The organism is Streptomyces rubellus, from assembly GCF_036323805.1.
Classification (GTDB): domain Bacteria; phylum Actinomycetota; class Actinomycetes; order Streptomycetales; family Streptomycetaceae; genus Streptomyces.
The window spans coordinates 86052-111015 of the sequence record NZ_JAZDCX010000020.1; the positions used below are offsets into that span (position 1 = coordinate 86052).

Sequence of the window (24964 nt, forward strand, 5' to 3'; positions counted from 1 at the left end):
GGCCGGCACCGGGCCGCCCGCGAGGCGGTGCGCGGGGAGGGAGAAGACCCGGCATGGGCATATCCGCGGCCACCGGCCGCAGACACAGGCACAGACTCGTGGCGCTGTTCACCACCGCGGTGGTGGCCGCCCCCCTGGCCGTCCTGGCCGGTGCGACCTCGGCACAGGCGGCGCCCGCCTGCACCAAGAGCACCGGCCCCCACCAGAAGGCGGTGGAGGGCTTCCTGGGACTCAAGGCGGACGGCCGGCAGTCGGCCAAGGACTGCAAGAGGATCCAGAGCTTCCAGACCAAGCACGGCATCTCGCCCAACATCGGCTACGCCGGCCCCGTCACCTGGGGCGTGATGAAGCTGATGAACAAGCAGAAGGCCGCCGGGAAGAACCCGAACAGGGCCGGCAAGTGCCCGACGAACAAGGGCCGCATCGCCTGCGTGGACCTCACCCGCCAGCTGAGCTGGATCCAGGACGGGAAGAAGCTCGTCAAGGGCCCCTTCCCGGTCCGCACCGGGCGCGACAGGTACGAGACGCGCACCGGCGCCAAGAAGGTCTACTGGCGCAACAGGAACCACTGGTCGACGCTCTACGACGTGGCCATGCCCTACAGCCAGTTCTTCGACGGCGGGCAGGCGTTCCACTCCATCAAGGGCAGCGTGTGGTCGCCGCCGGGTTCGCACGGCTGCGTCAACATGCGGCCGTCGGACGCGGCGGCTTACTGGAAGCTGCTGCGCAACGGTGACGACGTCTACGTGTACGGGCGCAAGCCGGGCACCTGACGGACGGCGCACCCCTCTGGTGCCCGGGCACCGCGGCAGCGCGGTACCCGGGCACCGCGCGTTGCCGGGCGGGTCGCCGACGACGCGCCCTGACGAGGCGTCAGGGAGGCCGTCCCGGGTACCCGGTTCGCCGCCGCGCACCGCCCGGTAGCCGGGGCGGGGCGCGGCTTCCAGGACACCGACGCACTCATGGACGGGTGAGCGATGAACGACGAGTGGAGCAGACGCCGACTCCTGCGGACGACCGCCGCGCTGACGGTCGCCGGCGCGGTGGGCGGTACGGCCGCCGGTGCCGCGGGGGCCGCCGCACCGGCGGCGGTGCACGGCGCGGCGGAACCGCCGGCCGGCTTCCCGCCGGAGGTCGAGCTGTACCGCTCCTCCTACCGCAACTGGTCCGGGGAGACCACCGCCACCGGGCTGTGGGCCTGTGCCCCGCGCGACACCGCGCAGGTGGTCGCCGCGGTCAACTGGGCGTACCGCAACGGCTGGCGGGTACGGCCCCGGGGCCACTCCCACGGCTGGGCGCCGCTGACCCTCGCGGCGGACTCCGGCGGGGACGCCGGGGCGGGCCGCCCGGTACTGCTGCTGGACACCACCCGCCATCTGACCCGGCTCGACATCAGCGCGCCGCCCGGCGGACCGGCCTCGGTGCGGGCCGGTACGGGGGTGTCGATGGAGGAGCTGCTGACCTCCCTGGAGGAACACGGGCTGGGGCTGACCGCCACCCCCGCCCCCGGTGACCTCTCGCTCGGCGGGGTGCTCGCCATCGACGCGCACGGCACCGCCGTCCCGGGCCGCGGCGAGTCCCGTCCGCCCGGGCAGACCTACGGCTCGCTCAGCAACCGCGTGGTGTCCCTGACCGCCGTCGTCTGGGACCCCGGCAGCGGCGCGTACACCGCCCGCACCTACCACCGCGACGACCCCGACTGCGCCGTGCTGCTCGCCCACCTGGGCCGGGCCCTGATAACGGAGGCGGTGCTGCGGGTCGGCGGGAACGACAACCTGCGGTGCGTCAGCCGCACCGACATCACCGCCGAGGAACTCTTCGCCCCGCCCGGCGGCGGCGGCCGCACCTTCGGATCCTTCGTGGCGGAGACCGGGCGGGCCGAGGCGATCTGGTTCGCCTTCAGCGAGCATCCCTGGCTGAAGGTGTGGAGCGTGGCACCCGAACGCCCGCCCGCCTCGCGGCCGGTGACCCGGCCGTACAACTACCCCTTCTCCGACAACGTGCCCCGGCCGGTCGCCGAACTGGCCGGGAAGATCGTCTCGGAGGGCGCCTGGTACCTGGCCCCCGCACTGGGCGAGGCCCAGTCCACCGCCTCCGCCACCGGGCTGGTGGCCACCGCGGCCACCGACCTGTGGGGCCCCTCGAAGAACACCCTGCTCTACATCAGGCCGACCACCCTGCGGGTCACCGCCAACGGATACGCGGTCATCACCGCCCGCTCCCGGGTGCAGGAGGTGGTCGCCGCCTTCACCGCGTTCTACCGCGAGCGGCTGGCGGCGTACGCGGCGCGGGGGCGCTTCCCCGTCAACGGCTCGGTGGAGATCCGCGTCACCGGCCTGGACCGGCCCGAGGAGGCCGACGTCCCGGGCGCCGTGGCCCCGGCGCTGTCGGCGCTGCGGCCGGTCCCCGGGCGGCCGGAGTGGGACACCGCCGTCTGGCTGGACGTGCTCACCCTGCCCGGCACCCCCGACGCACCGGCCTTCTACCGCGAGCTGGAGCGCTTCCTGCTGCGCGCCTTCGACGGCACGACGGCCCTGACCCGCGTCGAGTGGTCCAAGGGCTGGGCCTACACCGACCGGGCGGCCTGGGACGATCCGGAGGTCATCGGCGAGGCGGTGCCCGCCTCGCTGCCCGGCTGGGACGGCGCGGTGGCCGCGCTGGACCGGCTGGACCCGCACCGGGTGTTCGGCAACCCCTTCCTGGACCGGCTGCTGGCCTGACCGCCCGGTCCGGTGGCTCCCGGGCCGCTACCGGCAGCGGCGCCGGGTGCCGTCCAGCCGGACCGTCAGACCGCGGGCGTCCAGGTGCTCCAGCAGGGGGACCGCGACCCGGCGCGTGGTGTCCAGGGCACGGCGCGCCTCGCTCGTGGTGAACGGCTGCGCCAGCCGGGCCAGTACGGCCGCCGCCCGCTCGTCGGCGCCGGGCAGCAGCACGATCCCGTCCCCGATCCGCAGCAGGGCCCCGGCGGCGACGGCGGCGGCCACCGCCGCCGGGGTCAGGCCGAGTTCGGCCAGCCGGTGGGCCTCGGGGGCGCGGAAGGGCGCCCGGTCCAGCTCCCCGCGCACGGCGTCGACCGCCGCCCGCAGCTTCGGCGGCAGACTGGGCCGGGTGCCGCGACCGTACAGCCTGCCGTCGCGCTGCTCCAGCGCGGGACCGCCGGCCGTCCGCACCAGGGCCCGCACCAGGGCGCGGTCGGGCAGGCCGAGGGCGCGGCGGGCGGCTTCGACGGGCAGTCCGGGGTCCATCGGATGCCCGGCCGCGTGCTCCTCGACCACCCCGGCCAGACGCCGCCGCAGGTCCGCCCAGTGGGCGGGGTCGGCGAGCCAGTCCCCGGCGACGGGCTCCGCCACCGCCGGCACCCCCATGGCCAGCAGTTCGGCGCGCCGGACCAGGCCGCGGCGGCGCAGTTCCGCCGCGCCGTCCGGCCGCCCGGTGACCGTCTCCAGTTCACGGGCCCGGGCCCGTCCGGCGCCGCGCCGCGCCAGCTTCGGCGGGCGGACGTCGAGCACGGTGAGCCCGGCGGGGATCCGGTGGCCCCCGGGGTCGCGCAGCAGCGCGATGTCGCCCACCCGCAGCGGCAGCGGCCGGGCGAGGGTCAGCCGGGCGGTGTCACGGCCCAGCGGCCGTACGGTGACGGGGACGGCCGCCGAACCGGCGTGCAGCACCGGCTGCCGGGGCAGGTCGGCGGCGGCCGGTGCCTCAGAGCCGTGCAGCCGTACGTCCACCAGGGCGGTGGCCGACCAGCGGCCGGGGGTGAGCAGGGCGTCGCCCCGGCGGACGGCGTCGGCGGCGACACCGTGGACGTTGACCGCGACCCGGGCGACGGCGCCGGCCTCGGCGCGGTCCCGCTTGAGCGACTGCAGGCCGCGCACCCGTACCGCCGTACCGCCGGCGGCCGAGGCGGCGGCCAGGTCCAGGCGGTCGCCGGTGCGGAGGGTGCCCGCGGCGAGCGTGCCGGTGACCACGGTGCCGCGGCCGCGCACGGTGAACGACCGGTCCACCCACAGCCGTACGTCGGCGTCCCGGTCCGGGGCGGGCAGCGCGGCGGTCAGCCGGACCAGGGCGGCGCGCAGCTCGTCCAGGCCCTCCCCGGTGACGGAGCTGACGGCGACGGCCTCGACCTTCCCCAGCGAGGTTTCGGCGATCCGGGCGAGCGCGTCCTCGCGCACCGGAGCGGGGTCGGCGAGATCGCTGCGGGTGACGGCGAGCACGCCGTGCCGCACCCGCAGGGCGTCCAGGACGGCCAGATGCTCCTCGGACTGCGGCTGCCAGCCCTGGTCGGCGGCGACCACCAGCAGGACGGCCGGCACGGGCCCGACCCCGGCCAGCATGTTGCCGACCAGCCTCTCGTGACCGGGGACGTCGACGAAGGCGACCGTCCCCCCGCCGGGCAGGTCGGTCCACACGAAGCCCAGGTCGAGGGTGAGGCCCCGGCGGCGCTCCTCCTCCCACCGGTCGGGCTCCATCCCGGTCAGGGCGCGTACCAGCGCCGACTTGCCGTGGTCGACGTGTCCGGCGGTGGTGACGACGTGCACGGTCGGCTCAGTCCTCTCCCTGTCCGTCTTCCTGTCCCGGTCCGCTCTCCCGGCCGCCTCCTCCGGCACCGGGCTCCCGACGGTCCCCCCGGCCGGCCCGGCGTACCGCCTCCGCCAGGGCGTCGTCGTCCTCCTCGGGCACGGTGCGCAGATCCAGCAGGCACCGGCCGCCCTCGACCCGCCCGAGGACCGCCGGGGCACCCAGCCGCAGGGCGGGGGCGTACTCCTCGGGCAGGGCCACGGCCGCGCTGGGCAGGGTGACACCGGGGGCGCCGCCGCCACCGACCGCGGCGGCGCTGTCCACGGCACGGGCCTCCAGCCCCGCACCGCGCAGCGCGGCGGCCAGGCGCTCGGCGCGGGCCCGCAGCCGGCGGGGATCGGCGTGGAGCATGGTGTGGACCGGGGTGGCGGGACCGCGCACCGTGGCCTCCAGGGCGGCCAGGGTCAGCTTGTCCACGCGCAGGGCGCGGGCCAGCGGGTGGCGGGCCAGGCGCCGCACCAGCCCGGCGCGGCCGAGGAGCAGTCCGCACTGGGGGCCGCCCAGCAGCTTGTCGCCGCTGGCGGTGACCAGGGCCGCGCCCGCGCGCAGCCAGGTCGCCGCGTCGGGCTCGCCGGGCAGGACGGGTTCGGGGCGCAGCAGCCCGGAGCCGATGTCGGCGACCACCGGGGCGCCCAGCCGGGCCAGTTCGGCGACGGAGGCCGACCGGGTGAAGCCGGTGACGGTGAAGTTGGAGGGGTGCACCTTCAGCACGAAGCCGGTGTCGGGGCCGATCGCCGCCGCGTAGTCCTCGGCGGAGGTGCGGTTGGTGGTGCCGACCTCACGCAGCCGGGCGCCGGTGGACACCAGCAGGTCGGGCAGCCGGAAGCCGTCGCCGATCTCCACCATCTCGCCCCGGCTGACGACGATCTCCTTCCCCGCGGCGAGCGCGGTGGCGGCCAGCGCCAGGGCCGCCGCGCCGTTGTTGACCACATGGGCGGCCTCGGCGGGCGGCACCGCCGCGACCAGGGCCGCCAGCGCCGAGGCACCGCGCCGGGAACGGGTCCCGGTGGCCAGGTCGAGTTCGACGTCGGTGGGACCGCAGGCGGCGGACATCGCGTCCCGGGCGGCCCGGGACAGGGGTGCCCGGCCCAGGTTGGTGTGGAGCAGCACCCCGGTGGCGTTGACCACCGGCCGCAGCCCGCCCGCCGTCCGGGGCAGCGCGTCGACCGCGGCGTCGGCGACCGACTCCGGGGGTATCTCCCCCCGCCGGGCGCGCTCCTGAGCCTCCGCGACGACCGATTTCACCAGCGCGCGCCCCAGGCGCCCAGTGGCCTCGGCCAGTCGCGGGTCGGCGAGTACGGCGTCCGTGCGGGGCAGGCGGCGCCGTACGTCCCGCCCGGTCCCCCCAGCAGCCGCCCGGTCCGTCCGCGTCGTCGCCGTCGCGGTGTCGCGGTCCATCCGTTGACCTCCTGACCGGGGATTGCGGGGGCGCCGGCCAGCATAGGTGTGCCCGTTCCGGCACGGGCGATGCCGCACCGGACCGGGCGTCCTTCCCACCGGATCCCACCGGATCCCACCGGGCCGGGCCGTGCCGTCAGCCCTCGCTGACGAGCCCTCCGGGGGTCCACCCCTCCCCCATTGGCCATGGCCGGGAGCCTCCGGGCCCTCCTACGCTCACGATCATGAGAATCCGCATCGTCGACGCGTTCACCGACCGCCCCTTCGCCGGCAACCCGGCCGGTGTCGTGCTGCTGGACGCCGGCCCGTTCCCCGGCGACGACCGGCTCCAGCGGGTGGCCGCCGAGGTCAACCTCCCCGAGACCGCCTTCGCGCACCCGCTGCCCGCCGAGGCCGACTGGGCGCTGCGCTGGTTCACCCCTGCCACCGAGGTCAACCTCTGCGGGCACGCGACGCTCGCCACCGCCCACGTCATGCACACCACCGGCATGGCCACCGGCACCGTGCGGTTCACCACCCGCAGCGGCGTCCTGACCGTCCGCACGGCGGCGGACGGCACGGTCACCCTGGACTTCCCCACCGCCCCGCTCACCGAGACCGCCGACGGCGGCGAGGCCGGCGCGGCGCTGGGCGCCGAGGTGCTCGCCGCCTACGACACGGGGGAGAACGTCGGTGACCTGCTGGTCGAGCTGGCCGACGAGAAGACCGTGCGTGCCCTGACCCCGGACCTGGCCGCCGTGGCCCGCCTCCCCCACCGGGGCGTCATCGTCACCGCGCGGGCCGCTGAGGGGAACGGGACCTACGACTACGTGTCGCGCTTCTTCGGCCCGGCCGTCGGCATCGACGAGGACCCGGTCACCGGCAGTGCCCACACCGCGCTCGCGCCCCTGTGGTCGGCACGACTGGGCCGGGACACCCTGACCGGCCTCCAGGCGTCGGCCCGCACCGGCCTGGTGCGCACCACCCTGCGCGGCGAGCGCACCCTGCTGACCGGCCGCGCCGTCACCGTCGTCGACGGGGAACTGCTCACCGGGCTGTGAGCGGCGCGCCCTGCCCGCGGGACGCACCGCGGGCAGGGACCGGGGCCCTACAGCCAGTCCACCCGGTCGGCCACCGGCCCGTACCCGACGAACGCGACGATGTCGATCAGCGCGTGCGCGGCGACCAGCGGCCCGACCCGCCCCCACCGCCGGTACAGCCATACGAAGACCACGCCCATCACCACGTTGCCGACGAAGCCGCCGATCCCCTGGTAGAGGTGGTACGACCCGCGCAGCAGCGAACTGGCCGCCAGCGCCGCCACCGGGCTCCAGCCCAGCTGGTCCAGCCGGCGCAGCAGGTAGCCGACGACGATGACCTCCTCGACCACCGAGTTCTGGACCGCGGAGGCGATCAGCACCGGAATCTTCCACCACACCTCCGGCAGCGACTCGGGCACCACCGTCAGGTTGAACCCGGCCTCCCGCGCACCCAGGTAGAGCAGCAGCCCGCTGCCTCCGATGCCCGCGGCGACCACCGCGCCCCATCCCAGGTCGAAGCCCGGGCGGCGCAGGTCGAAACCGATCCCCCGCAGTCCCGGGCCGCCGAGGCCGCCCGGCCCCTCGCGGGTCAGCAGATGGGCGACGAGCAGCACCGGCACCAGGGCGGTGGCGATCCCGAACAGCTGCCAGACCAGGTCGAGCCAGGGGCGGTCGGGAGCGTACGAGGAGTTGAGCCGGGCCGCCTGGTCCTTCAGGCCACCGGGCCTGGTCAGCGAGCCGACGAAGCTGATGAGCGCCGACAGTCCGCTGGCGCCCAGCGACAGCGCCAGGACGAGCAGCGTCTCACGCCCCAGCACCCGGCGCGGCGGCACGCCGCCTCCGGCCGGCTCCCCACCGGGTCCCCGGCCGTGTTCCCCGCCCCGCACGTCCGCTCGCACTCCGCCTCCCGCTCAGCCGTCCTGCCCCGCCGGCATCGCGTCCGGCCGGGAGGTCCCAGCTTGCCCGACGGCTTCGGGCACGCGGCGGCGGCCCCTCGGCGGGGTGCGGGGTCAGGCCGGGCAGACCGGGGCAGGGCGGGTCGGCAGCCGCCCTGCCCCGGCCGGCTGCGGCTACGGCTACGGCCCGATCGGCCAGCCGTGCACCGGCTCCCCGGTACGGACCAGCTCGCAGTAGCGCCGCACCGTCGCCGCCAGGGACTTCTCGCGGTCCAGTCCGCCCTCCAGCGCCCGGTGGTAGGTGGCGGCCTGCCAGGAGGCGCCGTTGACCCGGCGGCGGCAGCGCTCCTCGATGACCGACAGGTAGCGGTCCCGGTCGCCGGGCTCGATGCCCCAGGCATCCAGCCCCTCGGCGGCCAGCGGCAGCAGTTCGTCCAGCACCAGCCGGTCCACGGGCACGGCCGCCGGCGAGCCGCCGCGGCCGGAGCGGGGCCACCACAGCCGGGCGTCCATGCCGTGCCGGCAGGCGTTGTCGAAGTTCTCGGCGGCCGCGGAGAACGGCATCCTCGTCCACACCGGGCGCGGGTCGTCGGCCAGCGCGCGCACCAGGCCGTAGTACAGGGCGGTGTTGGCCAGGACGTCGGTGACGGTGGGCCCGGCGGGCAGAACCCGGTTCTCCACCCGCAGATGCGGCACCCCGTCCGCGACGGCGTACACGGGCCGGTTCCAGCGGTAGACGGTGCCGTTGTGCAGGGTCAGCTCGGCCAGCTTCGGGACGCCGCCGCCGTCCAGGGTGCGGAGCGGGTCCTCCTCGTCGCGGACGGGCAGCAGGGCCGGGAAGTACCGGACGTTCTCCTCGAACAGCTCGTACGCCGAGGAGATCCACCGCTCCCCGAACCAGGTACGCGGCCGCACCCCCTGTGCGATCAGCTCGGGCGGCCTGGTGTCGGTGGCCTGCTGGAAGAGCGGCGGACGGGACTCCCGCCACAGTTCGCGGCCGAACAGGAAGGGCGAGTTCGCCCCCACCGCGACCTGGACCGCCGAGACGGCCTGCGCGGCGTTCCACACGTCCGCGAAGCGGTCCGGCGTCACCTGCAGGTGCAGCTGCACCGAGGTGCAGGCGGCCTCGGGGGCGATGGAGGACGAGGTGTACCTCAGCCGCTCCACGCCCTCGATGTCCAGGAGGACCTCCTCGCCGCGGCTGGCCATCACCTGGTCGTTCAGCAGGGTGTAGCGGTCGACGGCGGTGAGGTTCGCCGAGACCAGGTCGTCCCCGGTCAGGGTCGGCAGGATGCCGATCATGACGATCCGCGCGTCCACCTCGCCGGCCTTGCGGTCCGCGTACGCCAGCCCGGTGCGCAGTTCCTCGGCGAGCTGGTCCAGCACCCGGCCCGAGAGCCGGTGCGGGAGGATGTTCACCTCCAGGTTGAACTGGCCCAGCTCCGTCTGGAAGTCCCGGCTGGCGATGCGCTCCAGCACCTCGGTGTTCATCATCCGGGGCATTCCGTCGGCGTCCGCGAGGTTCAGCTCGATCTCCAGCCCCATGAGATCGCGGGGCCCCTCGAAGCGCTGCTCGGCCAGCAGCCGCGCCAGCCCTTCCAGACACCGGTGGAGCTTGTCCCGGTAGCGCTGGCGGTCGGCCAGGTCGAACCCGCCGGCCGCGACCTTCTCGCCCATCGAAGCGTCCCTCCTCGAGTGCACCGTGACCGGATGATGCCCCGCGGATGCGAGAGATAACGCCTCATGGGACGGCGGGGAACGGTAAGCTGTGGTGAGGCTTTTCGGCGGGCACATTCCCGGGGCATACGGTGACGGGCATACGGTGGCGGTGAGCATTCGATTGCTCACCCATCAGAAATACCGAAGAGATACAGCCGACCGCATAACCAATCAGTTGCCAGGTCAGCGACTTCTCACCCGGAGATCCGCAGGTGAAATACCCCTGAAAAATGTCCTGATGCCCGCTTGCCGGTAACATGCGAGACAGCTAGTCGAAACACCGGCCGAACACCCGTCGTATAAACTCCCCGAAGCGGACCGGACGAGGCATCCCGCCCGGGAGCCGCCGGTCTGCCGAAACCCTCCCGGCCCTCTTCGTGGCCTTTCCGTACGCAGACAGCGCCGTCCGCGCCAGCCGAGCAGCACCGTGTCTTCTGAGCGAGAGGCGACCCATCATGCCCCTGCGTGTCCACCCGGCCCCGGCACCCGCTCTGCGCAGTGTGCACGCGGCCCTCGGTTCCCTCACCGGTCCTGGCGGCGGCCTCGCCCGTTGCGGTCCCTCGGCCGGGACGGGCGCCGTACGCCCCGAGCTCCCCCTGCCCCTCCACGTACTGGACGGGATCACCTCCTCGTCTGGCCCGCCCGCCACCCGACTGGCCGGCTGGCGCTTCCTGCTGTGCGACACGCACGGCCCGCTGGGCGCCGCCGAGGCGAAGCCCACCGCGGACGGCTGGGCGTTCTCGCACTTCTGCGAGGGCCCGTTCGTCGCCTCCACCGAGAAGGCGCTGCGCCGCGCCGAGGCGCTGCCGACGACGTACCAGCCGCGGCTGCTGTCCGTACCCGAGCTGTACATGCTGACGCTGTGGCTGCACTCCGACACCGAGGCCGACGCGGCGGACGGCACCCCCGCCCCCGCGGACCTGCTGGTGCCGCTGGCCCCGGCACCGCCCGGGATCGCCGCGCACCGCCCGCAGCGCGTGGACGGTCTGCTGCCGCTGATGTCCCGCCGGCTGGTCCCCTCGCCCCTGCTGGGCACACCGGCCTGAGGAGCTCCGGCACACGCGCGCACCGGCGCCCCGCGGTCCGCCGACCGCGGGGCGCCGGTGTGTCCGCCCCCGTGAATAACTAGTCCTCCGGAGCGGCAATATCACCCGAAAGGATGACCCCTGGATGTGCAACCATGCACTGCGGAGCGGCGTCCTCGAAAAGCGGGGGGAGCCGCACCGAAAACCCTGCGGAATTTCCGGCCGCGGGGTGACACTGGGGAACCGACCGACTGGATACGGGGGGCGGCATGGATCACACGCCGAGCCGCAGCATCACCACACCGCAGCGAAAGAACTCCATCATGTGCCAGCATCAACCCACCTGTCCCTCGGCAGACTCACCCGACCGTGAGGCCGCCCACCTCGTGGCGCACTTCCCGGAACAGGGCTGGAGTCTGCTGTGCAACGGCGTCCTGCTCTTCGAGGACACCGGCGAGCTGCTGCCGGACGGCCGGGTCATCGCGCCGCACCGGCCGCAGGATGCCGGGCGGATCACGACGGCCGCCTGAGACAGGGCCCGCCGGCCGTTCCGCGGCACCGCGCCGGGACGCGGCGGGAGACTCCCCCACCGGGCTGGTTCGAGGGAGCCCCTGCCGCGTCCGCGGCCCGGCTCAGCCGTCGTGCTCCGCCAGCGGCGGGCACGAGCAGAACAGGTTGCGGTCGCCGTGGGCGCCGTCGACGCGCCGCACCGGCGGCCAGTACTTGTCGGCGGCCGCGACACCGGCCGGGAAGGCCGCCTCCCGCCGCCCGTAGGGGTGCTCCCACTCGCCGCCGAGCTGCGCCGCCGTGTGCGGGGCGTTGCGCAGCGGGTTGTCCTCCGCGCTCCACTCGCCCGTGGCGACCTTCTCGATCTCGGCCCGGATCGCGATCATCGCGTCGCAGAAGCGGTCCAGCTCCGCCAGGTCCTCGCTCTCGGTGGGCTCGATCATCAGCGTGCCGGCCACGGGGAAGGACATCGTCGGGGCGTGGAAGCCGTAGTCGATCAGCCGTTTGGCGACATCGTCGATGCTGACGCCGGTGGCCTTCGTCAGCGGGCGGACGTCGATGACGCACTCGTGCGCCACCAGCCCGTCCGGGCCGGTGTAGAGCACCGGGTAGTGCGGCTCCAGGCGCCTGGCGACGTAGTTGGCGCCCAGCACCGCCACCTGGGTGGCGCGGCGCAGCCCGTCGGCGCCCATCAGCCGCAGATAGGCCCAGGAGATCGGCAGGATGCCCGCCGAACCCCACGGCGCGGCCGAGACCGGACCCACGCCCGTCTCCGGGCCGGCGGCGGGCTGGAGCGGGTGGTTCGGCAGATGGGGCGCCAGGTGGGCGCGGACCGCGACCGGGCCGACGCCCGGGCCGCCGCCGCCGTGCGGGATGCAGAAGGTCTTGTGCAGGTTCAGATGGGACACGTCCGCGCCGAACCTCCCCGGCTTCGCCAGGCCGACCAGCGCGTTGAGGTTGGCGCCGTCGACGTAGACCTGGCCGCCGGCGTCGTGGACGGCCGCGCAGATGTCGGTGATGTGCTCCTCGAACACCCCGTGGGTGGAGGGGTAGGTGACCATCAGGACCGCGAGCTCCGCGCGGTGCCTGTCGATCTTGGCGCGCAGGTCCTCGATGTCCACGTCGCCGTTCTCGCCGGTCCGCACCACCACGACCTTCATGCCGGCCATCACGGCGCTGGCGGCGTTGGTGCCGTGCGCGGAGGACGGGATGAGGCAGACGGTGCGGCCCGTCTCGCCGTTCGCCCGGTGGTACGCCCGTACCGCCAGCAGGCCCGCCAGTTCGCCCTGCGACCCGGCGTTGGGCTGGAGGGAGACCTTGTCGTAGCCGGTGACCTCCGCCAGCCGCTCCTCCAGCTCGCGGATCAGCGTCAGGTATCCCTCGGCCTGCTCGGCCGGCGCGAACGGGTGCAGGTTGCCGAACTCCGGCCAGGTGACCGGCTCCATCTCGGTGGTGGCGTTCAGCTTCATCGTGCACGAGCCCAGCGGGATCATGCCGCGGTCCAGTGCGTAGTCCCGGTCGGCGAGACGGCGCAGATAGCGCAGCATCGAGGTCTCGGAGCGGTGCCTGTGGAAGACCGGATGGGTCAGGTAGTCGCTCTCGCGCAGCAGCCCGGCGGGCAGGACCTCCCCGGCGGCGGCGTCCAGCCCGTCGATGTCCGCCCGGCGGGCCGGCACCCCGAAGGCCTCCCACACGGCGGCCAGGTGCTCGCGGCGGGTGGTCTCGTCGCAGGCGACGCCGACGTGGTCGGCGTCGGTCAGCCGCAGGTTGATCCCGGCCTCCCGGGCGGCGGCGACGACCTCGGCGGCCCGGCCCGGCACCCGCGCGGTGACCGTGTCGAAGAACGCGTCGTGCACCACCTCGACACCGCCCTCGCGCAGCCCGGCCGCCAGGACGGCGGCGTACCGGTGGGTGCGGCGGGCGATGGCGGCCAGCCCGTCGGGGCCGTGGTGGACGGCGTACATCGAGGCCATCACGGCGAGCAGCACCTGGGCGGTGCAGATGTTGCTGGTGGCCCGCTCCCGGCGGATGTGCTGCTCGCGGGTCTGCAGGGCCAGCCGGTACGCGGTGGCGCCGTCGGCGTCCACCGAGACGCCCACCAGCCGGCCGGGCAGGTTGCGCGCGTACTCCTGGCGCACCGCCATGTATCCGGCGTGCGGGCCGCCGAAGCCCATCGGCACGCCGAGGCGCTGGGTGGTGCCCACCGCGATGTCGGCGCCCAGTTCGCCGGGCGGGGTCAGCAGGGTCAGGGCCAGCAGGTCGGCGGCGACGGTGACGACCGCGCCCAGCTCGTGGGCCCGCTCGACGACGCCGCGCGGGTCGCGTACGGCTCCCGAGGCGCCCGGGTACTGCAGCAGCACGCCGAAGACACCGCGCTCGGCGGCCTCGGCGGGGATGCCGTCGGACAGGTCGGCGACGACGACCTCGACGCCGGTGGGCTCGGCGCGGGTCTCCAGGACGGCGACCGTCTGCGGCAGGCAGTCGGCGTCGACCAGGAAGACGCCCTCCTTGACCTTGCCGACCCGCCGGGACAGGGCCATGGCCTCGGCCGCGGCGGTGGCCTCGTCCAGCAGCGAGGCGCCGGCGGTGGGCAGCCCGGTCAGGTCCGCGACCACGGTCTGGAAGTTCAGCAGCGCCTCCAGCCGTCCCTGGGAGATCTCCGGCTGGTAGGGGGTGTAGGCGGTGTACCAGGCCGGGTTCTCCAGCACGTTGCGCATGATGACCGGCGGGGTGAAGGTGCCGTGGTAGCCCAGGCCGATCATGGAGTGCAGCACCTGGTTGCGGGCGGCCAGGGAGCGCAGTTCGGCCAGCACCTCCGCCTCGCCGCGGGCGGCGGGCAGGTCCAGCGCCTCGGTGCTCCGGATGACCTCGGGGACGGCGGCGGCGGTCAGTTCGTCCAGTGATCCGTAGCCGACCTGGGCGAGCATCTTGGCCCGCTCCCCGGCGTCGGGGCCGATGTGACGCTCCTCGAAGGGGGTGCCGTGCTCCAGCTCGGCGAGCGGGAGGGTGCGGGGGCTGCGGTTCTCTGTCATCTGCGGAGGCCTCCTGGTCTGCGGCTGTTCTGCGCGACCTGCTGGGGGCGCCACGGTGCGGCGCCCTGTCGGCCTCCCCCTCTGTCATCTCGACCTGAGAGCTTCACCGGTCCCGCGGGGCCGGTTTTCACCGTCGGTGAGGAGGGGCTGCCGAGCTGTGCGCCCGCGGCCCGCCCTGCTTTCCAGAGTGACCTCACCCGCGCGGTACGTGAGCCTGAGAGATTCCGGGGAGGAGTTGCTCCTTCGGCGCCTCCGGCGCTGTGTGCCGGAGGACTCTCCCGCTCGGGGTCGACAGCCACTTCCGAGCGTACCAGCGCGGGTGTGTCCGGGCCGCGCCGCTCAACCCGCCGTCGAGTGGCCGATCCGCGGCGTATGCCCTTTCTTTGTTTGTAGCGTCCGTTTCCGAGCAGGCGCGACGGATGAGAGCAGTTGGAGGAACCATGCAGACCGGCATCGATCCACGGGACCTGATAGGGCTCAAGGCGTTCGACCGTGACGGGCGGAAGATAGGCATCGTGGACGAGGTCTATCTCGACGACGCCACCGGCGTACCGGAGTGGGCCGCGGTGCGCACCGGGCTCTTCAGCCGCGACGCCTTCGTCCCCCTGGAGCCCAGCGAGGTGGCGGACGGCGCGCTGCGCGTGCCCTTCGAACGCTCCCTGGTCAGGGAGGCCCCGGACTTCGGGGTGGGCCGCCACCTCTCCCCCGCGCAGGAACTGCGGCTGTACCACCACTACGGGCTGGATGTGCCGGGGGTGGGCCCGTCCGGGTCCGACGACGACATGACCTTCGGGCGGATCGCCGGCTCGGGAAGCTGACCGCCCGGCAGCGGCAGGGGGTCGGAGGGCTCCAGCTCCGGGTCGTCGACCGCGAAGGTGCGCACCCGGCCGGGCGGCGAGCCGGGCCGCTCGAACCGCACCGTCACCCGCCCCAGACCGCTGCCCTGGACCCAGCCGGGCCCGTACCGCGCGTGCCGGGCGTCCAGCCCGGGCAGCCAGCGCCGTACGACCGCCGTCCCCCCGTCCGGGCCGACTGCGCCGTCCGGGCTCTCCGGCCCGGCCGGTACGGAGCGCGGCGGTTCCGCGGACCGGCCGGTGACGGCCTGGGCGAACAGGTCCTCCTGGGTGAAGTCGGCCAGTCCGCTCACCCCGACCCCCAGCAGCCGCACCCCGGCGGTGGTGTCCACGCCCTCGATGAGCCGGGCGGCGGCCTCCCGCACGACCGCCGGATCGTCGGTGGGGCCGCGCAGCGTCTCCGAGCGGGTCAGGGTGGAGAAGTCGTAGTTCCGCACCTTGACCACCACCGTGCGCCCGGAGCGTCCCGACGCCCGCAGCCGCTCGACACAGCGGTCGGCGAGCCGGCCGATCTCCGACCGGACCCGGGCCCGGTCGGTGAGGTCGGTGTCGAAGGTGTCCTCCACGGACACCGACTTGGCGTCCCGGTCGGCCACCACCGGCCGCTCGTCGATCCCCCGCGCCATCGCGTACAGCGCCGTACCGTGCGCCTTCCCCAGCAGCCGTACCAGCTCCGCCTCCCCCGCCCCGGCGATCTCGCCGACGGTGGTGATGCCGGAACGGCGCAGCGTCTGGGCGGTGGCGGGGCCCACCCCCGGCAGCGTGCGGGACGGCATCGGCGCCAGCAGTGCGCGCTCGGTGCCGGGCCGGATCACCACCAGGCCGTCGGGCTTGGCCCGCTCGGAGGCGACCTTGGCGAGCATCTTGGAGCCGGCCAGCCCGACCGAGCCGCTGAGCCCGGTCGCGGCCCGGATGTCCCGGCGCAGCCGCTCGCCGACGGCACGGGCGTCGTCGGCCGACTCCACCGCCTGCCCGCCCGCCCGGAGGTCCACGAACGCCTCGTCCAGACTCAGCGGCTCGACCAGCGGGGACAGTGCGCGCAGCAGTCCCATCACCACATCGCTCACCTGGCGGTAGAGACCGAAGCGGGGGGTGAGGTAGGCGGCGTTCGGGCACAGCCGGCGGGCCTGGGCCATCGGCATCGCCGAGTGCACCCCGAACGGACGCGCCTCGTACGAGGCGGTGGCGACCACCCCGCGCGGACCGAGGCCGCCGACGACCACGGGCTTCCCGCGCAGGCTGGGCTTGGCCGCCTGTTCCACGGCGGCGTAGAACGCGTCCATGTCCAGGTGCAGGATCGCCGGTGTCCCTCTCACACGACGATGCTGCCCCACGCCGCTGACAACCGCGACACACCGTTCCCGGCGGGGCCGTCCCCGCCGCCGCTCGGCGGGGACGGCCGCCCTGTCAGCCCGCCCGGTTGCGGCGCCGCGCCAGTTCGTCGGCGGGGTTGTCGCCGACGATCGTCTCACCGGTGTCGACCCGCTCGGCGTGCAGCTGGGACAGGGCCGTCTCGACGTCGCGCCACACCACCCCGACCGCGATCCCGAAGACGCCCTGGCCGCCCTGGAGGAGGTCGACGACCTCGTCGGGCGAGGAGCACTCGTAGACCGTCGCCCCGTCGCTCATGAGCGTCATCTGCGCCAGGTCGGCGTATCCGCGCGAGCGCAGGTGCCGCACGGCCGTACGGATGTTCTGCAGGGAGACCCCGGCGTCCAGGAGCCGCTTGACGATCTTGAGGACGACCACGTCGCGGAAGCTGTAGAGCCGCTGGGTACCCGAGCCGTAGGCCGGGCGGACGCTCGGCTCCACCAGCCCCGTACGGGCCCAGTAGTCCAGCTGCCGATAGGTGATCCCGGCGGCCGCGCACACCGTGGGGCCACGGTATCCGAGCCGCTCGGCGGCGCTCTCCCCGGCCGCGGCGGCGGGTAGCGCGGGGGGCCGTACGGAGGACCCGCGCAACGGATACGGTTCGCCCGTCGCCCTGCCCTCGCCGGTGCTTCTCACGCCGACCCTCCGTCCTTCACGTCCCGTGGATGGGCCCGGGACCTGCCCAATCGACGGTAGGCAGTCACTCGGGGTGCGTCAACGATCGCCACACTCGGCACGCCGAGTGATAATCACCCAAGGAGTGGTTTCGCGTGTCCTCAGCCCGGGAAGGGGTGCCCGAATGCGCTGATGCGGACGGCACCCGAAGGACTCACTGGTTGCTGCTCCCGAAGTCCTCCGGCGAGATCTGGTCGAGGAACTCGCGGAACTTCTCCACCTCGTCCTCCTGCTCGTCCGGGATCGCGATCCCCGCGTCGTCCAGCACCCCGTCGCTGCCGTAGATCGGCGTACCCGTGCGCAGCGCCAGTGCTATGGCGTCGGACGGCCGCGCGCTCACCTCCACCCCGCTGGCGAAGACCAGCTCGGCGTAGAAGACACCTTCTCTGAGATCGGTGATCCGTACGGCGGTGAGCTCCTGGCCGACCGCCTCCAGCACGTCCTTGAACAGATCGTGGGTCAGCGGGCGGGCAGGCGTCATGCCCTGCTGGGCGAAGGCGATCGCGGTCGCCTCCCCCGGTCCGATCCAGATGGGAAGGTACCGGTCGCCTCCCACCTCTCGCAGGAGAACGATCGGCTGATTGGAGGGCATTTCCACCCTGACACCCACAACGTCGAGCTCGTTCACACAGCAACCCTAGGACGTGCGTGCCCTCTTTGGGTAGTCGGGCACCCCGGCATCTCAGTGGAGCCGCGTCCGCAGCGCGGACTGCACCAGGGCCGCGTGCAGCCGCACCGCCAGCGCCGCCAGCTCCCGGGCCGTGGTCTCCGCATGTGCCCTGGTCTGCGGATTCCGGTGCCGCCGCAGCGGCGCGACCACCTGTTCGACCAGCCCCGCCGTCCGCTCGGCCGAGGCCTTCACCGCCCGCAGATGGCGGGGTTCCAGGCCATGCCGCCCCAGGTCCGCGAGGATCCGGACGACACCGACCGTCCCGGGCTCGTACCCGCCGCTCCCCGCGGGCCCGACCAGGCCGTACGACTCCCACTCCGCGAGCTGCTCCTCCGCCACCTCCGCGGCGGCCAGGAGCTCCGCCCGCCCCATCCGCGCCGGACCGGGACCGGCGGGGTCGGCGGCGGTCTGCGGGCCGGACGCCCCGGTGGCCGGGACGGCGAACCCCTCCGGCGGACCGGACGGCCGCGCCGGACCGGGAAGCCTGATCTCCTCGCCCCGGTCGAGTGCGTCGAGCTGCTCCCGGATGACCCGCAGCGGAAGGTAGTGGTCGCGCTGCAGCCGCAGCACCCGGCGCAGCCGCTCCACGTCCGCCGTCCCGAACTTGCGGTAGCCCGAGGGAGTGCGCCGGGGCTCCACCAGCCCCTCGGACTCCAGAAAACGGATCTTGGAGATGGTCACCTCGGGGAACTCGTCCCGCAGCAGGTTGAGCACGGAGCCGATGCTCATCGTGCCCGCGGCGCCCGGCCGGCCGCTTTCCTCGGCGGTGCCCCGGGGGGCACCGCCGGTCCGTGGTTGCAGCATGGGAGGTCCCCGAGAAGGTCAGACGGTCCGCTTGCTCGCGAAGAAGACCAGCCGGTACTTGCCGATCTGCACCTCGTCGCCGTTGTTGAGCACGAACGAGTCGATCCGTTCACGGTTGACATATGTGCCGTTGAGGCTGCCGACGTCGGAGACGGTGAACCGGCCGTCCGGGCCGCGCCGGAACTCCACATGGCGCCGGGAGACGGTCACGTCGTCGAGGAAGATGTCGCTCTGGGGGTGCCGTCCCGCCGTCGTCAGCTCGCTGTCCAGCAGGAAGCGGCTGCCGGAGTTGGGACCGCGGCGCACCACCAGCAGCGCCGACCCCATCGGCAGGGCGTCCACGGCCGCCTGCGCCTCCGGGGAGAGCGGCGGAGTGGTCTGCCCCGTCATCTCGGCCTCGTACGCCTCCAGACCCGAGATCGAGATGGTGGAGGTCGTCTCCGAGGAACGCTCGGCAGCGGGAGCACCGCCGCGCAGCGGGGCCCCGCAGTTGGAGCAGAAGCGGCTCGCCTCCGCAGCGCGGCTTCCGCACCTCGCACAGACCGGCAAGTCAGCTCCTCCACCCGTACTCGAGGCCGGCGGTGCCTCGGAACCTATGCGGCCGGACGCCCCCCGGTCAACAGAGGCAGGGCCGTGACCACTCGAATTGCCGCCGTCGGCGACCTCGTCCCGGAAGAGCGGACGCCCGGGCTCCTCGGCACTCCCGCCGCCCCGCGGCGCACGGTGCCGGGCGCCCTCGCCGGCGTCCTGGCGCTTGCCGAACAACTTCGCAAGAAAACTCACGGGCGATTCCCCTCGCACGAAACAGACCCGCCCGTGGGGCAGGACAGACCCTCGATACTCACAGTGGCCGGACCGGACGTACTGACAACGTCCCCGGCCTTCGGACAGTTTCCCTTACTCCTCGATCGGCAAGCCCGCCGACCCCCAGTTTCTCCCATCTCGGCTCACTGTGACGGCGACTGAGCGTAGTCAGGCCGCTCCGCCGACCGCAAGGCATCCACAACGATCTTCTCTGAACGGGTGATGGACACGGTGGCCTGCTCCTTCTCCATCGTCTGGACGACACCGCCCGGGATGTTGAGAGCGGGCTCGATGTCCTTGGGCTCGCCGATGACCTCGAAACGATACGGTGCGGACACCTCCCGGCCATCGATCCTGATGCCGTCGTCGCTGTCCGTGAAGTGGGTGCTCGCCACCACCCGTACATCGTTGACCTCGATCGCCTCGGCTCCCGCGGCACGGAGCTCCTGGACGGCGTCCAGCAGCATGTGCGGCTTCACCGCGCCCGCCGGGTCGTCCACCGTCATCCGGATGCCCGGCCCCTCGGCCGCGACCGTGCCCGCCAGCACGCCCAGTTGCCGGGCCCGCTCCCGGGTCTGCCGTCGGGCCTCCTCCGCCTGGTCCGAGCTGTTCTCCAGCTCCGACCGCTGGTTCTCCAGTTTCCGCTTCTCGGCCTCCAGCCGCTCGGTGCGGCTGTCCACCTCGTCGAGGATCCGCACCAGGTCCTCCTGGCGGGCGCCCCGCAGCGGGCTGTTCTCGCTGGTGGAACGGACCTGGACGGCCAGTCCCAGCCCGAGTACGAAGAGCAGGAGGGCGACGGTGAGCTGGTTGCGGTTCACCCGCGGCGGCCACAGCCCGCGGGCCAGCCGCTCCCGCCCGGTCGGCGCGGGCTCCACCGGCTCCGAGGCGCCCTCCCGGGCCTCTGCCGGAACCGGGGCCCCGCCCCACTCCTCTTCCGCCTCCGGGTTCCCGCCCGGTGTCCTGTCGTCGCTCATCGCCCGCTCACGCCCGGAACACGTGCCGCCGGATGGCGGCGGCGTTGGAGAAGATACGGATGCCCAGCACCACCACGACACCGGTCGACAGCTGCGCGCCGACGCCCAGCTTGTCGCCGAGGAACACGATCAGGGCGGCCACCACCACGTTGGACAGGAACGACACGACGAACACCTTGTCGTCGAAGATGCCGTCCAGCATCGCCCGCAGCCCGCCGAACACCGCGTCCAGCGCCGCCACGACGGCGATCGGCAGATAGGGCTCGACGACCGTCGGCACCACGGGCCGGACCACGAGCCCGGCCACGACTCCCACGATGAGGCCCAGTACGGCGATCACGATGTGCTGTTCTCTCCTGTCTTCACGGGTTCGGCGGTGCGAACGGTCAGGCCGGGCGCGGCGGGCAGCCGTACCCTGTCCTTCACCGAGATGCCGGTTCGGATGTCGTAGTTGTCCTGCAGCGCATCCAGATACCGGCCGTCGCCGCTGTTCTGGAACTCGGCGCTCAACCGCTCCCCGTCCCCGACCGCGAGCAGCGTGTACGGCGGCACCAGCGGTTTGTTGTCGACGAGTATGGCGTCACCGGCGGCACGGATCGCCGACAGGGCGGTCAGTCGCTGGCCGTTGACCGAGATCGCCTCGGCCCCCGACTCCCACAGGCCGTTGACCACGCGCTGCAGATCCCGGTCCCGTACCCGGCCGGTGTCGGCGAAGCCGGTACTCTGCCGCGGACCGCCGCCCTCACCCGTTCCGGTGTCCTCCGCGTCGTCGACGACCAGTTCGATCCCCGGTCCCTCGACCGGTACCGCACCGGCCAGCAGGGCCACCAGTTCGCTCCGGTCCCCGCCGTGCCTCCGCAGGGCCTCGCGCTGCATCGCCGCGACCTTCCCGCGCAACTCGTCCACGCTCCGCTGGAGGTCGTCGGCGTCCTGACCGCCCTTCTCGATGCGGTCGATCAGCCCCTGCCGCTCCCTGGCCTCCGTGGGGGCCTCGTAACGCGCCTGGGCCGCTCCCACCGTGACCACCAGGGCGGCCAGGACCAGGCCCGCCGCCAGCCACAGCCTGGCGCGCAGGGTACGGGGCGTGCCGGACCGCCCCTGGGCGCTCCGGCGGGCGGCCGCCTCCGCGTAGCCGTCGTCGAGGCTGTGCTCCATCACGTTGGTCAGCAACGACATGGAGGCGTCGGGTCGCGCAGGCCGCGAGGGTGTACTCCGTACGGGGTGCTGCTGCGACATGCCGCACATCGTCGCACGTCCGGTCCCCCGCCACCGAACGGGGCCTGTGGAGTGCCCGGCGGGACACTCCACAGGCCCCGTTCGGCCCGTTCCGGCTCCGCGCCGTCAGCGTCCGGCGCTGTCGACCACCGACGACCACTCGTCGAGCAGCGTCTGCGCGGAGGCGTCGTCGGGGCCCTCCGCCCACAGGTGCGTGACCGCCTCGGCCGGGTCCGGCAGGACCATGACCCAGCGGCCGTCGGACTCCACGACACGCACTCCGTCGGTCGTGTCGACGAAACGCTCCCCCGCCTCCTCGACGACCCGCCGCATCACCAGGCCCTTGACCGCCCAGGGCGTGGCCAGGTCACGGCGCAGCACATGAGCCTGCGGAATACGGGCGTCGATCTGGCTCAGCGTGAGCTGGGTCCGGGCGACGAGTCCGAGCAGCCGTACGAAGGCCGCCGTGCCGTCGAAGACACTGCTGAACTCCGGCACGATGAACCCGCCCCGCCCATCGCCGCCGAAGACCGTCGTGTCGTCCCGGCAGACCCTGGTGAGGTCGTCCGGCGAGGTCGTGGTCCACTCCACCTGGGTGCCGTGGTACGCGGCCACCTGCTCGGCGATACGGGTCGTGGTCACCGGCAGGGCGACCCGGCCGCTGCGCCGCTCGGCCGCGATCAGATCGAGCATCACCAGCAGGGCACGCTGGTCCTCGATGATCCTGCCGCGCTCGTCGACCAGGGAGAGCCGCTCGCCCACGGGATCGAACCGGACGCCGAAGGCCGCCCGGGCCGAGGCGACGATCTCTCCCAGCCGCACCAGCCCGGAGCGGCGGGCCTCCCCCGACTCGGTGGGCCGGGACTCGTCGAGACCGGGGTTGATCGTCAGCGAGTCGACCCCGAGCCGGCCGAGCAGACTGGGCAGGACGAGACCGGCGCTGCCGTTGGAGGCGTCCACCACGACCTTGAGGCCGGACTCGGCGACACCGGTGGTGTCGACCGCGCGCAGCAGCGTCCCCGTGTAGGAGTCGAACACGCTCGCCGGGAAGCTCAGGTCGCCGATCTCGCCGGGGAACGCCCTGCGGTACTCCTGACGTGCGTAGACGCGGTCGAGCTTGCGCTGGCTCGCCTGGGAGAGGTCGGCACCGCGCTCGTCGAAGAACATGATGTCGACGGAGTCCGGTACCCCCGGTGTCGTACGGATCATGATGCCGCCGGCGCTTCCCCGCGCGGTCTGCTGACGGGCCACCGGCAGCGGCACGTTCTCCAGGTCGCGCACGTCGATGGCGCTCGTCTGAAGGGCCGAGATCACCGCACGCTTGAGCGCTCGCGCGCCACGGGAGTGGTCACGGGCCGTGGTGACGGTCGCGCCCTTCTTCAGGGTGGTGGCGTACGCGCCGGCGAGCCGCACGGCCAGCTCCGGGGTGATCTCGACATTGAGGATGCCGGAGACGCCGCGGGCGCCGAACAGATGAGCCTGGCCCCGGGACTCCCAGATGACCGAGGTGTTGACGAACGCGCCCGCCTCGACGGTCTTGAAGGGGTAGACCCGGACGTTGCCCTGGACGATGGACTCCTCGCCCACCAGGCACTCGTCGCCGATGACCGCCCCGTCCTCGATCCGGGCGGCCCGCATCACATCGGTGTTCTTGCCGATGACGCAGCCGCGCAGGTTGGACTGCGGGCCGATGTAGACGTTGTCGTGGACCACTGCTCTGTGCAGGAAGGCCCCGCTCTTGACGACCACGTTGGAACCGATGACGGTGTGCTCGCGCAGTTCGGCCCCGGCCTCGACCTTGGCGTAGTCCCCGACGTACAGCGGACCGCGCAGTACGGCATCGGGGTGGACCTCGGCTCCCTCCGCGATCCAGACGCCCGGGGAGATCTCGAAGCCGTCGATGTCGACGTCGACCTTCCCCTCCAGCACGTCGGCCTGGGCCTTGACGTAGCTCTCGTGGGTACCGACGTCCTCCCAGTAGCCCTCGGCGATATAGCCGTAGATCGGCTTGCCTTCCTTCATCAACTGCGGGAAGACATCACCCGACCAGTCGACGGGAACGTCGGGATCGACGTAGTCGAAGACCTCCGGCTCCATGACGTAGATACCGGTGTTGACGGTGTCGGAGAACACCTGTCCCCAGGTGGGCTTCTCCAGGAACCGTTCCACCTTCCCGTCTTCGTCAACGATGGTGATACCGAACTCCAGCGGGTTCGGCACCCGCGTGAGGCACACGGTCACGAGCGCCCCGCGCTCACGGTGGAAATCGATGAGTTCGGTCAGGTCGAAGTCCGTGAGGGCGTCACCGGAAATGACGAGGAAAGAATCGTCCTTCAGGGCTTCCTCTGCGTTCTTGACACTGCCGGCGGTACCGAGCGGCTTTTCCTCGTTGGCGTAGGTGAGCTCCATACCGAGCTCCTCGCCGTCACCGAAGTAGTTCTTGACCAGTGAGGCCAGGAACTGCACGGTCACCACGGTCTCGGTGAGACCGTGCCGCTTGAGCAGCCTCAGCACGTGCTCCATGATGGGCCTGTTGGCCACCGGCAGCAGCGGCTTGGGCATACTCGCGGTCATGGGACGAAGACGAGTGCCTTCGCCGCCGGCCATTACAACGGCCTTCATGTCGGAAGCGTCCTCCTTGAAGAGACGACATTCATGCCGACCACGCCCCGTCGGGGGGCCCGCGATTCACTGAAGGACCGCCCGGCCCACGACATCGGGAGCCAGGGCTCAGTCGGCAGTGGCATCCGCCCTGACAAGTCGGCGGACTTGGACCACGTAGAGGAGTCCTGCCCACCAGTACAGAGTTGTACCCCAGCCCGCGAAAGCCCATCCGAAAATAGCTGCCAGTGACGGAATCCATCCGCTTCCGTCACTGAGCAACAGCAGCGGGAAGGCGTACATGAGGTTGAAGGTTGCAGCTTTTCCGAGGAAGTTGACCTGTGGAGGCGCGTATCCGTGCCGGTCCAGGACCCAGACCGCGATCAGGAGCATGAGCTCACGCGCCAGGAGCAGCCCGGTCAGCCAGAGCGGGAGGATGCCGCGCCAGGTCAGACCCAGCAGGGTGGAGAGGATGTACAGCCGGTCCGCGGCCGGGTCGAGAATCCGGCCGAGACCACTGACCTGGTTCCAGCGCCGGGCCAGTTTGCCGTCCAGGTAGTCGCTGACACCGCTGAGCGCGAGGACCAGCAGGGCCCAGCCGTCGGCGTTGGGCCCCCCGAACTCCGGCCAGAGGATCAGCCACAGGAAGACCGGCACCCCGGCGAGCCGCGCCATGCTGAGAATGTTGGGGATGGTGAGGACGCGGTCCGTCTGGACACGTGTCTCCTGCGCCTCCACCCTGGACCTCCCGTGAGTCCGCGCCAACGATGCCTCTGACCCTACCCGCAGCGTCTGGCGGCCGGTGGGAGGGGTCCCCACGAACGG

At 73.1% G+C, this 24964-nt stretch carries 21 protein-coding genes and 1 riboswitch; of the genes, 6 read left to right on the forward strand and 15 right to left on the reverse strand.

The window, feature by feature from the left end:
* The first annotated feature begins 53 nt into the window (after nt 1-53).
* Entirely contained in the window at nt 54-773 is a 720-nt protein-coding gene (locus V1L54_RS22085; RefSeq protein WP_330119810.1) for a L,D-transpeptidase family protein, read from the forward strand.
* A 204-nt stretch (nt 774-977) separates the two neighbouring features.
* Complete coding sequence (locus tag V1L54_RS22090; protein ID WP_330119811.1) at nt 978-2720, forward strand: cholesterol oxidase substrate-binding domain-containing protein; 1743 nt, start codon at nt 978-980, stop codon at nt 2718-2720.
* Between the two features lie 27 nt (nt 2721-2747).
* On the opposite strand, the gene selB is transcribed toward V1L54_RS22090, so the two are convergent.
* Nucleotides 2748-4535 carry a selenocysteine-specific translation elongation factor gene (gene selB, locus V1L54_RS22095; RefSeq protein WP_330119812.1) on the reverse strand — a complete coding sequence of 596 codons (1788 nt, stop codon included), beginning with the start codon at nt 4533-4535 and terminating at the stop codon, nt 2748-2750.
* 7 nt (nt 4536-4542) lie between these two features.
* Nucleotides 4543-5973, reverse strand: a complete 1431-nt coding sequence (selA, locus tag V1L54_RS22100) for an L-seryl-tRNA(Sec) selenium transferase (RefSeq protein WP_330119813.1) — start codon at nt 5971-5973, stop codon at nt 4543-4545.
* Nucleotides 5974-6197: 224 nt separating this feature from the next.
* On the opposite strand from selA, the gene V1L54_RS22105 reads away from it, so the two are divergent.
* Nucleotides 6198-7013: a PhzF family phenazine biosynthesis protein gene (locus V1L54_RS22105; protein ID WP_330119814.1), complete on the forward strand. Its 816-nt coding sequence runs from the start codon at nt 6198-6200 to the stop codon at nt 7011-7013.
* A 47-nt stretch (nt 7014-7060) separates the two neighbouring features.
* On the opposite strand, the gene V1L54_RS22110 is transcribed toward V1L54_RS22105, so the two are convergent.
* Together V1L54_RS22110 and V1L54_RS22115 are read right to left on the reverse strand one after the other, a co-directional pair.
* Nucleotides 7061-7891 (reverse strand): CPBP family intramembrane glutamic endopeptidase, encoded by an 831-nt coding sequence (locus V1L54_RS22110; RefSeq protein WP_443076740.1) that lies wholly within the window; start codon nt 7889-7891, stop codon nt 7061-7063.
* 177 nt (nt 7892-8068) lie between these two features.
* Nucleotides 8069-9565: a glutamate-cysteine ligase family protein gene (locus V1L54_RS22115; protein WP_330119816.1), complete on the reverse strand. Its 1497-nt coding sequence runs from the start codon at nt 9563-9565 to the stop codon at nt 8069-8071.
* A 497-nt stretch (nt 9566-10062) separates the two neighbouring features.
* On the opposite strand from V1L54_RS22115, the gene V1L54_RS22120 reads away from it, so the two are divergent.
* Complete coding sequence (locus V1L54_RS22120) at nt 10063-10653, forward strand: hypothetical protein (protein ID WP_330119817.1); 591 nt, start codon at nt 10063-10065, stop codon at nt 10651-10653.
* A 302-nt stretch (nt 10654-10955) separates the two neighbouring features.
* A complete protein-coding gene (locus V1L54_RS22125; protein WP_330119818.1) occupies nt 10956-11162 on the forward strand; it encodes a DUF5999 family protein in 207 nt (68 codons plus the stop codon).
* Nucleotides 11163-11264: 102 nt separating this feature from the next.
* Here V1L54_RS22125 and gcvP read toward each other — a convergent pair whose 3' ends face one another.
* Nucleotides 11265-14171 carry an aminomethyl-transferring glycine dehydrogenase gene (gene gcvP / locus V1L54_RS22130; protein ID WP_330119819.1) on the reverse strand — a complete coding sequence of 969 codons (2907 nt, stop codon included), beginning with the start codon at nt 14169-14171 and terminating at the stop codon, nt 11265-11267.
* Between the two features lie 192 nt (nt 14172-14363).
* Nucleotides 14364-14462: riboswitch (glycine riboswitch) on the reverse strand.
* Between the two features lie 149 nt (nt 14463-14611).
* Between gcvP and V1L54_RS22135 the strand changes: the two genes are divergently transcribed.
* Entirely contained in the window at nt 14612-14989 is a 378-nt protein-coding gene (locus V1L54_RS22135) for a PRC-barrel domain-containing protein (protein ID WP_330119820.1), read from the forward strand.
* Here the strand turns inward: V1L54_RS22135 and V1L54_RS22140 are convergent.
* The 10 genes from V1L54_RS22140 to clsA form a co-directional block, all read right to left on the reverse strand.
* Nucleotides 14905-16341 carry a DNA polymerase IV gene (locus V1L54_RS22140; protein ID WP_330119821.1) on the reverse strand — a complete coding sequence of 479 codons (1437 nt, stop codon included), beginning with the start codon at nt 16339-16341 and terminating at the stop codon, nt 14905-14907. The genes V1L54_RS22135 and V1L54_RS22140 overlap by 85 nt on opposite strands.
* A gap of 91 nt (nt 16342-16432) precedes the next feature.
* Nucleotides 16433-17032: a MerR family transcriptional regulator gene (locus V1L54_RS22145; protein ID WP_330119822.1), complete on the reverse strand. Its 600-nt coding sequence runs from the start codon at nt 17030-17032 to the stop codon at nt 16433-16435.
* Between the two features lie 193 nt (nt 17033-17225).
* On the reverse strand, nt 17226-17699 hold the full coding sequence (locus tag V1L54_RS22150; protein ID WP_031507213.1) for a bifunctional nuclease family protein: 474 nt from the start codon (nt 17697-17699) through the stop codon (nt 17226-17228).
* A 54-nt stretch (nt 17700-17753) separates the two neighbouring features.
* Nucleotides 17754-18545, reverse strand: coding sequence for a transcriptional regulator FtsR (ftsR, locus tag V1L54_RS22155; protein ID WP_330119823.1), 792 nt, complete (start codon nt 18543-18545; stop codon nt 17754-17756).
* Between the two features lie 18 nt (nt 18546-18563).
* Entirely contained in the window at nt 18564-19328 is a 765-nt protein-coding gene (locus V1L54_RS22160; protein ID WP_330119824.1) for a double zinc ribbon and FHA domain-containing protein, read from the reverse strand.
* 164 nt (nt 19329-19492) lie between these two features.
* On the reverse strand, nt 19493-20323 hold the full coding sequence (locus V1L54_RS22165; RefSeq protein ID WP_330119825.1) for a DUF881 domain-containing protein: 831 nt from the start codon (nt 20321-20323) through the stop codon (nt 19493-19495).
* A 7-nt stretch (nt 20324-20330) separates the two neighbouring features.
* Nucleotides 20331-20663 (reverse strand): small basic family protein, encoded by a 333-nt coding sequence (locus V1L54_RS22170; RefSeq protein ID WP_027750352.1) that lies wholly within the window; start codon nt 20661-20663, stop codon nt 20331-20333.
* A complete protein-coding gene (locus tag V1L54_RS22175) occupies nt 20660-21568 on the reverse strand; it encodes a DUF881 domain-containing protein (RefSeq protein WP_330119826.1) in 909 nt (302 codons plus the stop codon). The genes V1L54_RS22170 and V1L54_RS22175 overlap by 4 nt, the downstream gene beginning before the upstream one ends.
* Nucleotides 21569-21664: 96 nt before the next feature.
* The gene (locus tag V1L54_RS22180; protein WP_330119827.1) at nt 21665-24160 is read right to left on the reverse strand and encodes a sugar phosphate nucleotidyltransferase; all 2496 of its coding nucleotides are present in this window, start codon (nt 24158-24160) and stop codon (nt 21665-21667) included.
* Between the two features lie 108 nt (nt 24161-24268).
* The gene (gene clsA / locus V1L54_RS22185) at nt 24269-24877 is read right to left on the reverse strand and encodes a cardiolipin synthase ClsA (RefSeq protein WP_330119840.1); all 609 of its coding nucleotides are present in this window, start codon (nt 24875-24877) and stop codon (nt 24269-24271) included.
* Nucleotides 24878-24964 lie beyond the last annotated feature (87 nt).